The organism is Gaetbulibacter saemankumensis DSM 17032, assembly GCF_000425645.1.
Classification (GTDB): Bacteria; Bacteroidota; Bacteroidia; order Flavobacteriales; family Flavobacteriaceae; genus Gaetbulibacter; species Gaetbulibacter saemankumensis.
In genome coordinates this window covers 281,051-294,678 of the sequence record NZ_AUDV01000005.1, presented here as the reverse complement: position 1 = coordinate 294,678, position 13,628 = coordinate 281,051, and the positions used below count along the sequence as shown (strand labels likewise).

The following is a 13,628-nucleotide window of genomic DNA, read 5'->3' as shown; positions in this document are numbered from 1 at the left end:
AAAATTCTGTATTTAACCATATGAAAATGTATATTTGCACTTTAAAAATTGACTATGAGTACAACACCTAATTCTGAGGAATTTTACAAGAAACTAAGAGACCAATTATACGATACGTCGTCATGGCCTACCGAATATTTGTATAAGTTCATTATTCCTTCAAATAGAGATAAGCTGGAATCGTTAGAAAATATTTTCGATAATATGGGAGCTGTTATTGATACTAAAGAATCTAAAAGTGGTAAGTATACCAGTATTTCAGTGAATTTAGTAATGAAAAGTCCCGAGTTGGTTATTGAAAAGTATAAAGAAGTTGCAGAAAAAATTGAAGGAGTCATAAGCCTATAGTTTTTTTTTGTATTTTGCACATGCATAACAACTACATGCATTTATATTAACTCTACACATTAAGTTTTGACAATAGATACTTTAGAATATAATACAGAGCGAGAGCATTTAATTATTCCTGAATACGGGCGTCATATGCAAAAAATGATTAATCATGCTAAAACGCTTGAATCAAAGGAAGAACGCAACAAAGTAGCAAAAGCTATTATTGCGGTAATGGGGAATATGCAACCGCACTTGCGTGATGTACCAGATTTTCAGCATAAGCTTTGGGATCAGCTATTTATCATGTCTAATTTTGAATTAGATGTTGATTCGCCGTATGAAAAGCCTACCAAGGAATTGTTGGAGGAACGTCCAGAACCATTAAAGTATCCGCAAAATTTTCCGAAGTATCGTTTTTACGGTAATAATATAAAAACCATGATAGATGTGGCAAATACATGGGAAGATGGTGAACTTAAAGAAGCGCTGACCTATACCATTGCCAATCACATGAAAAAGTGTTTCCTAAATTGGAACAAGGATACGGTTGAGGATGATGTTATTTACGATCATTTATTTGAATTATCTGGCGGTAAAATAAATCTTAAAAATTCGGAAGAAGATTTATCTGATGCAACTAGCTTAATGCGCTCAAAAACTAAATATTCAAGTAATAAAAAAGGCCATCATAAAAAGAATTCTAACCGCCAAAGAAAACGCTTCTAGTATTTATGGGAACATTTAAAATTGAAGGTGGCCACCAGTTAAAAGGAAGTATACAACCTCAAGGAGCCAAAAATGAAGCATTACAAATTTTATGTGCCGTATTATTAACTCCCGAAAAAGTAACTATCAATAATATTCCTGATATTGTTGATGTAAACAAGCTTATTGGGTTACTTAAAAAATTAGGTGTTAAAATTGAAAAGATTGGCTCGGGATCTTTTACGTTTCAGGCTAATGAAGTAAATCTGGAATATTTAGAATCTGATGAATTTAAGGTCGATGGTCGAGGTTTACGTGGCTCGATTATGATTGTCGGACCATTATTAGCACGTTTTGGTAAAGGGTATATTCCAAAGCCTGGAGGTGATAAAATTGGCCGTCGTCGATTAGATACGCACTTTGAAGGTTTAATTAATTTAGGAGCTAAATTTCGATACAGTAAGGAAGAACAATTTTACGGTGTTGAGGCCGATAAACTTAAGGGGGCCTATATGCTTCTCGAAGAGGCGTCGGTAACAGGAACCGCTAATATTGTTATGGCAGCCGTTTTAGCTGAAGGACGTACTACTATTTATAATGCTGCTTGTGAACCTTATTTACAGCAATTGTGTAAGATGCTGAATAGAATGGGAGCTAAAATTAGTGGCGTAGGCTCTAATATGTTAATCATTGATGGAGTTGATAGTTTAGTGGGAACCGAACATACCATGCTGCCTGATATGATTGAAATAGGTAGCTGGATAGGTCTAGCGGCCATGACCAAAAGTGAATTAACAATCAAGAATGTGTCCTGGGATGATTTGGGAATTATTCCTAATGTGTTTAGAAAACTAGGAATTACAGTTGAAAAGCAAGGTGATGATATTCATATTCCGGCACATACTAATGGTTACGAAATACAAAGTTTTATTGATGGTTCTATTTTAACCATTTCGGATGCGCCTTGGCCTGGTTTTACCCCAGATTTGTTGAGTATTATATTAGTTGTAGCAACACAAGCTAGAGGTAGTGTTCTTGTGCATCAAAAAATGTTTGAAAGCCGTTTGTTTTTTGTAGATAAGCTCATTGATATGGGGGCTAAAATTATTCTTTGTGATCCACATAGAGCTACCGTAATTGGGCATGATTTTAAATCGACATTAAAGGCAATGACTATGACTTCGCCGGATATTCGTGCAGGGGTATCTTTATTAATTGCGGCATTATCCGCAAAAGGGACATCTATAATTCAGAATATAGAACAAATTGATAGAGGTTACGAACGTATCGACGAACGCTTACGAGCTATTGGGGCAAAAATCGAGCGTGTAGAGTAAAATTTATTTGAAATAAAAGAGGGAGAAATTACAGGGTTAAAATAGTCCTGTAATTTCTCCTTCTTCGTTTATATCAATGCCTTCAGAAGACGGATGAGCTGGTAAGCCAGGCATGCGCATAATATCGCCTGTGATAGGAATCAGAAATCCAGCTCCAGCGGCAATTTCTATATCTCTAACTGTAATAATAAAATCTTTAGGACGTCCTAATAATTTAGGGTTGTCAGACAACGATTTTTGAGTTTTTGCAATACAAACGGGAAGTTGTTCCAAACCTAAGTCTGAAATCTTATTTAATTGAGTTTTTGCTCGTGAAGTGTAATCGACATATTCTGCACCATAGATCTCTTTTGCTATGGTTTCTATTTTAGCTTTTACATCTTCGTTCCAATTATAAAGCGATGTAAAATGTGTCGTGTTTGCTTCTGCAGATTGAATGACTTTTTGAGCGAGATCGATCGCGCCTTTACCGCCATGAGCCCAAATATCTGCAATAGCGATTTTTATATTATTAGAATTAGCAAAATCAATTATAAACTGAATTTCTTCTTCACTATCACTGCTGAATTTATTAATAGCGATAATAGGGGGTACATTGAATTTTGCTATGTTTTCCAAGTGCTTTTCTAAGTTTGGTAATCCTTGTTTAAGGGCAATCAAATCGGGCGTAGTAAGGTTATTTAATTCGGCACCCCCATGATATTTTAATGCTCTAATTGTGGTGGTTAAAACTACTGCTTTAGGATTAAGATTGGCACTTTGGCATTTTATATCAAAGAATTTTTCAGCTCCTAAATCAAATCCAAAGCCAGCTTCTGTAACTGTATATTCAGAGAACGACATAGCCATTTTAGTAGCTATAACCGAATTCGTTCCTTGGGCAATATTGGCAAAGGGCCCACCGTGAATGATAGCTGGATTACCTTCAATGGTTTGAACGAGATTGGGTTTAATAGCATCTTTTAATAACGCGGTCATGGCACCTTCCGCTTTTAAGTCTTTCGCATAAATGGGTTGTTTGTTGTAAGTATAGCCAATAAAGATGTTTCCCAGTCGTTTTTTTAAATCCATAAGATTTTCTGCTAAACAGAGAATGGCCATAATTTCGGAAGCAGCAGTGATATCGAAACCAGTTTCTCTAGGAACACCCGAGGTTGTTCCACCCAAACCTACAATAACATGCCGTAAAGCGCGATCGTTTAAATCGACCACACGTTTCCATCCTATTGTTCTAGGATCTAGCTGTAAGGAATTGGATTTACTTTGAATATTATTGTCAATAATAGCTGCCAGTAAATTATGTGCTTTTTCTATAGCTGCAAAATCTCCAGTGAAATGAAGGTTAATATCTTCCATTGGTAATACCTGAGCATAGCCGCCACCTGTAGCACCACCTTTAATACCGAATACGGGACCCAATGAAGGTTCACGTAAAACAACTGTTGTTTTCTTTTGTAATTGATTTAAGGCTTCAGATAAACCTATGGACATGGTTGTTTTGCCTTCTCCTGCAGGGGTTGGCGAGATAGCCGATACTAAAATTAAATGGCTTTCGTTTAGTTTTTCAGAATTAATAGCTTTAAGGGGGAGTTTAGCTTTGTATTTGCCGTACATTTCAATGTCATCTGGAGCGATACCAAATTTTTCGGCAATTGATGATATGGGCTTTAATGTTATGGTCTTTGCTATTTGTAAATCAGTCATAGTCACATTTAAATTAGTCTGTTTAAATTTATTAAAATTTGTATTAACTAATAGTGATAATTGTCACTAGTTGATTGAAAAATTATTTGTTTAATGCCTTTTTATAGGTGTTTAAGCAACGTTCTCTTGCAAATTTATGATCTACTATAGGAAGTGGGTAGGTGAGCTCTTGGAATTCTGGTACCCAAGTTTTTATGAATTCTAAGTTTTTGTCGAATTTTTCAATTTGCGTAGTAGGATTAAAAATTCGAAAATATGGAGCCGCATCAACCCCGCACCCGGCTACCCATTGCCAATTTCCAACATTACTGGCTAGTTCATAATCATGCAGCTTTTCAGCAAAATACGCTTCACCCCAGCGCCAGTCGATTAAAAGATGTTTGCATAAAAAACTACCAACCAGCATGCGTACGCGATTATGCATAAACCCTGTATTGTTTAATTGACGCATCCCCGCATCAACTAAGGGGTAACCTGTGTTCCCCTCGCACCAGAGTTTAAATTCAGTTTCATTATTTCGCCATGGAATATGGTCGTATTTAGGTTTGAAACTTTTTGTGGTGGTATGAGGGTAATGCCATAATATGTGCATAAAAAACTCACGCCAAATTAGTTCTTGCCAAAATGTTTCATTTTTTGATTGGATAGCTTTCGTTATAATTTCACGTATGCTTATCGTTCCAAAACGTAAGTGGGGACCTAATCTTGATGTGGCATCCTGCGCAGGAAAATTTCTTGTAGCTTCATAAGTTTTAATAAGAGAAGTAGAGATATTATAAGGAGCTATCTGTTGATTAGATTTTTTGAATCCTATGTCCTCTAGATTTAGATTTGGAATCTTGGCGTTTTGAACGAGATTATTTAATAAGGACTCACTATTATAACCTGAAATAAGTTCTTTATTAAACGTGTTTTTCCAGGTTTTCATATAGGGGGTGTAAACCACATAAGGCGTGCCATCTTGTTTCAGAATCTCGTCTTTTTCAAAAATAACCTGATCTTTAAATGTCTTAAATTCAATATTATTTTTAGTCAGAAAAGATTGTATTTCCTGATCTCTATTTGTGGCGTATGGTTCGTAATCGTGATTTGTATATACCGTGTTTATCTGATATGTCTTGATTAGCTTTTTGTAGATGCTTAAAGGATTCCCAAAATATAATGCTATACCACTTTTGTGATTTTTATTAAGTGTGGTATTAATATTCTGAATATTTTTAAAAATAAAGGATACTCGTGCATCATCTTTTGGAAGGTCATTTAAAATTTCAGTGTCGAAAATGAAAATAGGCAATACAGGAAAATTACCTGATAAAGCTTCATAAAGGCCATGATTATCGTGTAATCTTAAATCTCTACGAAACCAAAATAAATTTATAGCCGAGTTCATTATTTATATGTGCCGAATAGTTCTTCTAGTTTCTTTTTTCTATAATTAAAAATTTCTTCCAGTTTAGGTTTTACTATTATAGGGTGAAAGAGTTGCCCAAGAATACCGAAGGGAAGTTTATAGTCAATAATGTCTTCCATCTCTATACCTCCGTCTATTTCTGAAATAAAATGCTTGTGATGCCAAAGTGAGTAAGGTCCGAAACGTTGTTCGTCTACAAAATACTTCAGATTCTGAACATGGGTTATTTCTGTGACCCATTTGGTCTTAATACCCATTACAGGTGTAACAATATATTGGATGATTTGACCTGGATACATGGGCTTATCTGCACCAGACAAAATATTAAATCCCATATAATCAGGAGTAATGGTTTTTAGGTTTTTAGGGTCTGAAAGGAATTCCCAAGATTCTTGTATAGATATGGGAAGTTTCTGTTTTTTATGAAGTCTGTATATTTTCATTTACCCAATACTTTATTTTAAAATTAAAACAGGGTTAGCTATGTGATGTAATTTTAAATAGCTTGCTTTATAAAATTAATAAGTGTATTTAAAAGACTTTCTACTGTAAATATTGGGTTATTTTATCACTAAGAGGCTTAGTCATGGAGAAATAGTAGTCTACAAATTTGCCATCAGGATTGATTAGATATTTTTGAAAATTCCATTTAACTGTAGAATTTGTTTTACCGTTTTTGTCCTTTTGAGTAAGCCATTGATATAGGGGGTGTTGGTTATCACCTTTAACCTCAATTTTTTCTGTCATTAGAAAGGTTACGCCATAATTAGCCTGACAAAAATTTTGAATTTCCTGAACCGTACCTGGTTCCTGATTGCCAAATTGATTACAGGGCACCCCAATAATCATAAGTTTATCTTGGTAGTTGGTATAAAGTGTTTGTAAATCTTCGTACTGTTTCGTAAAACCACATTTTGAAGCTACATTTACAAATAATATATATTTTCCTTTAAAATTGGCTAATTGAATAGGTTCACCTGTAAGACTATTAATTTCAATATTATAAATAGATTCTGAAGGTACAGATTGAGCTGTAGTTTTAGAGAAAAATGACATCATAGTAAAAATAAGTATTAGTTTTTTCATAATTAAATTTTAAAAGAGACTATGCCACAATCCATTTCGAAAATTTGACCGGAAATGGATAAGGCGTTATCGGAAATTAGGAAAAGAGCCATTTCGGCAACTTCTTCGGGGTTTAAGAATTTTTTTAAAGGATGACGATCGGAAATTGATTGCTTTAACTGATCGTTACGAAGTAATTTTGAGGCTAAATCGGTGTCTGTAATTGTTGGAGCGATGGCATTAATTCTGATATTAGGAGCTAATTCTGCACCTAAAGTTTTAACCAATCCTTCAATACTTGATTTAGAAGCAGCTACGCTTGCATGAAAGGGCATGCCTAACTTTGTTGCAACCGTACTAAATAAAAGTATTGAAGGATTTAAACTATTTTTTAATATAGGAAGATACTGCTGTATTGTTTTGACCGCGCCTAGCACATTTATTTCAAAATCAACTCTAAAGTCGTCAAGAGATAATCTTGAAATGGGTTTTAAATTAATGCTCCCCGGGCAGTAAATTAATGTATCGGCAGTACTTATTACAGGTAAGTCGTCCTTTAAAATATCACAGGAATAATGAGTTAGATTATTATGTGATAGTTTTGGTTTGGTACGACTAATGTTTATAACCTTTGTTGTATTAACAAGTTTTGATAAAATGGCATTACCAATACCTTTACTTCCACCTATTATAACAACTGTTTTCATTTTCTATGCTAAGCGACCCTTTAAGCGCTTATCAACTTTTTGTTTTATAGCTGTAAGACGCTTCATGATGTCCATTATTTTTTGATCTTTTTTCTCTTTGTAAATTTCATTTAACTCCAGAATTAATGATTTCGCTTTTCTTGAAATTTTAACTCTATCACTTGTAGAAAGCGATTTAAAAGATGTTTGTTCAAATTCTAAAGCCTTTTCTATGGTACTCATAATTTAAAAATTTATATAATTTTAATTTATTTCATAATCACATTCTTTCGCTTTGAAAGTATGTATGTTTTATATATTTACGTGATTTATAACCTTTTAGGTTTTTTTAATAAATATTTAGTAAAACTATATTTTAATTTGAAACTAGCCATATAAAGCATTGTAAAGCTTTGTTAAATGTTAGAAATAAATACTTTAGATTTCTATTTTCTTTACTTGACGGTATAAAAATACAAAATTTAATTTAAATTGTTTAATTAATATTAAAAAAAATTAAACAAAATTTTATTTTTTGAAATTTATACATCGGTTAGTTTTTTTATCATGCCATTAAAAATGAACCCATGTAGCGGAAGTACCGCAAACCAATAAAGTCGTCCCCATAAACCACGTGGTCTAAAAGTAGCAGTTTGTTTAAGTATGTTTTGTTCAATTTTAAATTCTAACCAAGCTTCTCCAGGTAATTTCATTTCTGCATATAATAGTAATTTTTGTTGCTTTTTATCCGCAAAAATAACGCGCCAAAAATCCAAAGAATCACCAGCATTGAGATCTTTGTCATTTGTTCTACCGCGCCTTAGTCCAATACCTCCAACCAATTTATCTAAATAACCTCTAATACGCCACAAGATATTACCATAATACCATCCTGTTTTACCGCCGATACACCAAATTTTATCAAGTGTAGATTCTAAATTTTTTACTTCTCGTTCTTTATAATCTTTATAACACCCATATTTAGGTACATTAATATATTTATGTAGTTGATTTCGTAATCGGTCGCTACTTATCATAGAATCCTTCCAACTGGAAATAATACTGTTTTGTTCAATTTTTTCGAATGCCAGAGTAACTGCCTGTTTATAGGTAATAGGATTAACATTTAAAATTTTATTGATGTTACTTGGTTTACCTATAATTTCAACACCCATGCTATCTACAAGGGCTGTGGCTAATTTATAGGAGGTTGAAGTGACAAAATACAGCCAATAGGAGGATAATTTTGGAGTCATAACCGGTACCGTTAAGATGTAGCGTTTTAATTGACGTACCTCAGCAAATTGCAGAAGCATATCTTTATAGGTAATGATTTCCGGTCCATAAATATCGAAAGTTTTGTTATAAACTAATTTATTTCCTGCTGCTGCTGTAAGAATTGAAAGTACATCTCTAATAGCAATGGGTTGTGTTTTTGTATTTAACCATTTTGGAGCAATCATAAATGGTAATTTTTCAACGAGATCTCTAATAATTTCGAATGAAGAACTTCCAGAACCTACAATAATACCAGCTTTAAAAACACTTAAGTTGTAGTGGTCTGATTTTAATATATGTTCTACTTGTAATCTGGAGCGTAAATGTTTAGAGAGCTTATTATCGTTGGTTATACCACTTAAGTAGATAACCTGATCAGCATTCGTTTTTTCTAAAGCATTTTTAAAATTTGTGGCACATTGTTTCTCAAGACTTTCGAAATCTTCAGAAGAAGTCGTCATGGAATGAATAAGATAATATACAATATCAATATCCAATGGTATATTTTGAAGAGTTTCCGGTTTTAAAAAATCAACTTCAATGACTTCTATTAAATCATCTCCCTCGTAGCTTATATCGGCCCGGAGTTTATCTCTTACGGCACAAATTACATGATGCCCTTGGTTTGTAAGCATAGGAATAATGCGTTTACCTATATATCCTGTTGCACCTGTAATAAGAATTTTCATGATGAAAAGATAATAATTTTTACAAACTATTTAGGTCTTTGATACCCAAATCGAGTTTGTAATTTAGGAATAGCGTATCCGTCTAGTCCATTAATAGTGGCAATTTTTCCTTTCGATAGGTTAATAAAGCCATCTTTTTCTATTAAGTTGTTATTGATATAAATGCCTTTAATTTTCCCAATTAATAATATGGTATTATTTGCATTTATATGGTATTCTTCAACATATTCCATAGCTAGTTGTAGTGGGGCATCTTTAACAAATGGCACTAGAAAATCGTTTTTGTATTCGGACTTAAGATTAGTGACATCGAATTCTGAAATAGAAGCATCATATTTTGCTGAGGTATGATGAGCATCTTCTAAAATAGATTCATGTATGTGGTTAATAGTGTATAATCCCGTTTCTTTAATGTTGTTGTAGGTATTTCTGAGTACGGTAGTAGGTCTTAAAAAGAAACCTAACATAGCAGGACTTGATCCAATATGAGTTATTGAGCTAAAAACAGCGACATTTTCTATGCCTGATTTGGATTTTGTACCAATAAGGTTGGCGGATTTATAACCTGAGCAACTATTGATTAAATTAATTTTAAATATATGATTTAGCTCTTGTATATCTTGTTCACTGTAGTGGGTCATAAGGCTGCTATGTAGTTGTTAATTTTTATGTTTTGTGCCTTGAGGTCGAACATTAAATTATACAAGCCAAAAAACGTCCGATTGATATATATGAAATGTTTTGATCCGCGGTTACCATTCATTTTTTTTAAATCGGTACTTTTAGAATATTGTTCACCTAAAGCTGCTATTTTATTAAAGAAATCAGCATCCGAAAAGTCAAAGAATTCATTATGAAAAGGTTCGGTGAAGATGCTTAGCATGTTATGAAACATAGAAGTAAAGAAGGCTATTTCCTCCTTAGAATCGTCATGACGTAAAATTTCTAATTCGTAAAGTTTGTTGGTGAAAATATCCTTATTATTAATGTTTTCTTTTTTTGCCAATTCAAAATAGGGTGTATAAAATGCCATGGGTATGGATTTCATACACCCAAAATCTAACGCTATTAATTGGTGTGTATTTGAAATTAAAAAGTTTCCGGGGTGTGGGTCAGCATGAACTTTTTTCAAATGGTGTATTTGATACATGTAAAAATCCCATAAAGCCTGTCCTATTTGGTTCGCTGCCTTCTGGTTGGTATTCTCACGTGTAAATTCAGATAAGTGCTTCCCTTCCATATAATCCATGGTAATAATCCTTTCAGAAGAAAGTTCTTTAAAATAGTTAGGGAATTTTAAGTTTGGAATGTGTGAACAGGCATGAGCAATTTCTTCACTTTGTTTTAATTCCAATAAGTAATTGGTCTCTTCTATTAATTTATCCTCTACTTCCTTAAAATATTTATCCGAATCTTTTCCTTTAATGTTAAACATACTTATAGCAATGGGCTTAACCATAGCTAAATCTGAACTGATACTTTCTGCAACTCCTGGGTATTGGATTTTCACAGCAAGTTTTTTCCCATTTTTTTCTGCAATATGGACTTGACCTATACTAGCAGCGTTTACAGAAGTTGCATTAAAAGTATCAAACAGTTCATTAGGGTGTTTACCAAAATATGTTTTGAATGTTTTTAAAACAAGAGGTGGTGACAATGGTGGTACGGAAAACTGGGCTAAGGAGAATTTCTCAACATAAGCTTGAGGAAGTATACTTTTTTCCATACTTAACATTTGTGCAACCTTCAGAGCACTACCTTTTAGTTGTTTTAAACCATTATAAATGTCATCAGCATTATTTTTGTTTAGTTTATTTTTAGCGTCTGTATCAGAGTTAATAATTTTATCTCCGTAGTATTTTAAATAATTAACACCAACTTTTGCTCCAGTTTGGACCAATTTTGTAGCACGTTGAATTTTACTAGTGGGTATGTTATCAATAGTATTCATAAGTTGATTATAATGATGATATTTTTTCTTTGAACAAAAATTTCCCTAAGTCAACGAGGCTTTTTAGTGGAGTAACATCGAGAATGTCGAAGGTTGCATTCACCGATTTTTCAATAAAGATATCGGTTTTTTCGAAACTTGGTGAATTGTCATTTAACCAAAATTTTAAGGTGAATAGTAATTGAATCCAGGCCGATTCGGTTAGAGATTTTTCTTGAATTTGATCAAGTTCTTTATGTTTTAATTCTAGTATATGAATATTTAAAGACTGTATGTAATCTTTAAAATGTTTCTTTAAGCCTGATAGTACATTTAAATCTTTAAGATTTAATGTTTCATTTGTCAGACTTACTAATATATAGCTTCTGTTCGCGCTAAGAATTTCAAAAAAGGTGTAATAAAAACTTAGCAGTTTATTCCGTGGATTAAATTTAGTGTAATCCTTATTCTTTTCTAATAAAGCTAATGTGTTTTCAAAAAATGACTCATAAATACTTATTTCTAAAGATTTGAAGGAGCCAAAATAACGATAGAACTCAGAATCTTTAAAATTATTCAATTTGGTAAATGAAAATACGGATTTTGGTTTGCTGCCATGATTGAGCAAATACTCCATGTACAAAGCCATGATATCATTTTTATTTACAGCTGTTCTATTAGTCATAATTTAAATTTTAAGTAAATATACAAAAATGTTTAAGATTAATATAAAAAAGTTAAACAAAAAATAATTACGGCTTTGTTAATGACCAATCAGTTAGGTTGATTTTGTTGAGGCGTATTATTTATTTAAGCTTTCCTTAACATCATTTCCTTCATTCTTTGTATATTTTTAAGAATCTATTAATCAAATCAATTTATTTATGAAAACTATTATCTCTTCTATTTTAATTTTGGTACTATCCTTTGTTGGTAGTGCTCAAGTGGAAACGCCACAACCAAGTCCTTCGAGTAAACTTGAACAGAAAGTAGGCTTAACCGATGTTACTATTGAATATTCAAGACCATCCATGCGTGGTCGGACTATTTTTGGCGATTTGGTGCCTTATGGTAAACTATGGCGATTTGGTGCAAATAAAAATACTGTAATAAGTTTTAGTGAAGATGTGGTTATCGATGGTTATGATGTAAAAGCTGGTTCTTATGCTATTTTTGCCATACCAAATGCAGAGTCATGGGAGATAATTTTTTATTCTGATACTCAAAATTGGGGTACACCAGCGAACTGGGATGATGCTAAAGTGGCTGCACGTGTTACAGCTAAAACACATGATATTCCATTTGATGTTGAAACGTTTACCTTAGATATTAATAATTTATCGAATGATGGAGCTACTATTGATGTTATTTGGGAAAAAACATATTTAGGTGTTCCTTTTGAGGTGCCAACAGATAAAGCTGTTACGGCATCTATTAATAAAATAATGAATGGACCGGGGGCGAACGATTATTTTTCAGCTGCTGTGTATTATTTACAAGCAGGAAAAGATATTAATCAAGCCAAAGAATGGATTGATAAGGCAATAACCATGGCAGGGGATAAGGCTCCATTTTGGCAGTTAAGACAGCAATCTTTAATCTATGCAAAAGCAGGTGATAAACAAGGTGCTATTGCAGCAGCTAAAAAATCTTTATCAGCTGCAGAAAAAGCGGGTAATGCAGACTATGTAAAGATGAATAAAGATTCTTTAAAAGAATGGGGCGCTATTTAATAGCTTAAGAGAATATTATGAAAAAATGCACTTTCTTAGAAAGTGCATTTTTTTTTATTAGTTACAATTCCCTTCAACATCGCAAGTGTTTGCAGCAACGTTCATGGAATTTTTATTTTCAAATTCCTCCCAGGCATTAGATAGGACTTCTAAGAAAACCTCTGAAGGCTGAGCTCCAGAAATACCATATTTATTGTTTATAGCAAAAAACGGTACGGAATTAATGCCTAAGTTTCTCGCCTCCAATTCATCCTGTCTTACATCATAAGCGTAAGCATCGGACTCTAGTGTAGCTTTTACTTCGGAGGTATTCATACCGAGATTTCCGGCTATGTTTAATAGTATATCAATGTTGTCAATGTTTTTTCCTTCGGATATATGTGCTTTTAGAAGCGCTTCTTTCATATCATTAGATCGCCCATATTGCTTTGAGTAATGTATTAAACGATGTGCTTTGAATGAATTAGCTGGAATGGATGCTTCTAAGTTGAAATCAAGACCTGCTCCATCAGCCATTGCGGTTACATTGTTAAACATGCTTAAGGCTCGATCTCTATCAATTCCTTTATTTTCTATAAAATGAGTTAGGGCATCTGTGTTTGTTGTTTGTAAATTCGGGTCTAGTTCAAAACTTTTCCATTCTATTGTAATATTGTCTTTGTAAGGAAAGCTATTTAGAGCAGCTTCAAACCTTTTCTTTCCGATATAACAAAAAGGACAACGTATATCGGACCATATTTTTATGTGCATATTATTT

Annotated in this window: 15 protein-coding genes; 4 read left to right on the top strand and 11 right to left on the bottom strand. The window is 33.1% G+C overall.

All coding sequences use genetic code 11. The features are described 5' to 3' along the window. The first annotated feature begins 54 nt into the window (after positions 1 to 54). From H611_RS0101315 to murA, 3 genes are all read left to right on the top strand, one after another. Positions 55 to 348, top strand: a complete 294-nt coding sequence (locus H611_RS0101315) for a DUF493 family protein (protein WP_027136649.1) — start codon at positions 55 to 57, stop codon at positions 346 to 348. Between the two features lie 66 nt (positions 349 to 414). Next, positions 415 to 1,059, top strand: a complete 645-nt coding sequence (locus H611_RS0101310) for a DUF4290 domain-containing protein (protein WP_027136648.1) — start codon at positions 415 to 417, stop codon at positions 1,057 to 1,059. Positions 1,060 to 1,064: 5 nt separating this feature from the next. Next, complete coding sequence (gene murA / locus H611_RS0101305; protein WP_027136647.1) at positions 1,065 to 2,375, top strand: UDP-N-acetylglucosamine 1-carboxyvinyltransferase; 1,311 nt, start codon at positions 1,065 to 1,067, stop codon at positions 2,373 to 2,375. Between the two features lie 36 nt (positions 2,376 to 2,411). Here the strand turns inward: murA and H611_RS0101300 are convergent, their stop codons facing one another. The 10 genes from H611_RS0101300 to H611_RS0101255 all read right to left on the bottom strand — a co-directional run bounded on the left by H611_RS0101300 (position 2,412) and on the right by H611_RS0101255 (position 11,823). After that, positions 2,412 to 4,079 (bottom strand): formate--tetrahydrofolate ligase, encoded by a 1,668-nt coding sequence (locus H611_RS0101300; protein ID WP_027136646.1) that lies wholly within the window; start codon positions 4,077 to 4,079, stop codon positions 2,412 to 2,414. 82 nt (positions 4,080 to 4,161) lie between these two features. Continuing rightward, positions 4,162 to 5,469: a cryptochrome/photolyase family protein gene (locus tag H611_RS0101295; RefSeq protein ID WP_027136645.1), complete on the bottom strand. Its 1,308-nt coding sequence runs from the start codon at positions 5,467 to 5,469 to the stop codon at positions 4,162 to 4,164. After that, entirely contained in the window at positions 5,469 to 5,933 is a 465-nt protein-coding gene (locus H611_RS0101290; RefSeq protein ID WP_027136644.1) for an SRPBCC family protein, read from the bottom strand. The genes H611_RS0101295 and H611_RS0101290 overlap by 1 nt, the downstream gene beginning before the upstream one ends. A gap of 100 nt (positions 5,934 to 6,033) precedes the next feature. After that, positions 6,034 to 6,549, bottom strand: a complete 516-nt coding sequence (locus tag H611_RS0101285; RefSeq protein WP_035483201.1) for a glutathione peroxidase — start codon at positions 6,547 to 6,549, stop codon at positions 6,034 to 6,036. Between the two features lie 29 nt (positions 6,550 to 6,578). Continuing rightward, positions 6,579 to 7,262, bottom strand: a complete 684-nt coding sequence (locus H611_RS0101280) for an SDR family NAD(P)-dependent oxidoreductase (RefSeq protein ID WP_027136642.1) — start codon at positions 7,260 to 7,262, stop codon at positions 6,579 to 6,581. 3 nt (positions 7,263 to 7,265) lie between these two features. Further along, on the bottom strand, positions 7,266 to 7,484 hold the full coding sequence (locus H611_RS0101275) for a hypothetical protein (RefSeq protein WP_027136641.1): 219 nt from the start codon (positions 7,482 to 7,484) through the stop codon (positions 7,266 to 7,268). Between the two features lie 299 nt (positions 7,485 to 7,783). After that, on the bottom strand, positions 7,784 to 9,208 hold the full coding sequence (locus tag H611_RS0101270; protein ID WP_027136640.1) for an SDR family oxidoreductase: 1,425 nt from the start codon (positions 9,206 to 9,208) through the stop codon (positions 7,784 to 7,786). 26 nt (positions 9,209 to 9,234) lie between these two features. Next, entirely contained in the window at positions 9,235 to 9,849 is a 615-nt protein-coding gene (locus H611_RS0101265; protein ID WP_027136639.1) for a flavin reductase family protein, read from the bottom strand. Further along, a complete protein-coding gene (locus H611_RS0101260; RefSeq protein ID WP_027136638.1) occupies positions 9,846 to 11,159 on the bottom strand; it encodes an ABC1 kinase family protein in 1,314 nt (437 codons plus the stop codon). Before H611_RS0101260 ends, H611_RS0101265 begins: the two co-directional genes overlap by 4 nt. Positions 11,160 to 11,166: 7 nt before the next feature. After that, on the bottom strand, positions 11,167 to 11,823 hold the full coding sequence (locus H611_RS0101255; RefSeq protein ID WP_027136637.1) for a TetR family transcriptional regulator C-terminal domain-containing protein: 657 nt from the start codon (positions 11,821 to 11,823) through the stop codon (positions 11,167 to 11,169). Positions 11,824 to 12,022: 199 nt separating this feature from the next. Between H611_RS0101255 and H611_RS0101250 the strand changes: the two genes are divergently transcribed. Continuing rightward, positions 12,023 to 12,871, top strand: coding sequence for a DUF2911 domain-containing protein (locus H611_RS0101250; RefSeq protein ID WP_027136636.1), 849 nt, complete (start codon positions 12,023 to 12,025; stop codon positions 12,869 to 12,871). Positions 12,872 to 12,928: 57 nt separating this feature from the next. Here the strand turns inward: H611_RS0101250 and H611_RS0101245 are convergent, their stop codons facing one another. After that, positions 12,929 to 13,621, bottom strand: a complete 693-nt coding sequence (locus H611_RS0101245; protein ID WP_027136635.1) for a DsbA family oxidoreductase — start codon at positions 13,619 to 13,621, stop codon at positions 12,929 to 12,931. Positions 13,622 to 13,628: the final 7 nt, after the last annotated feature.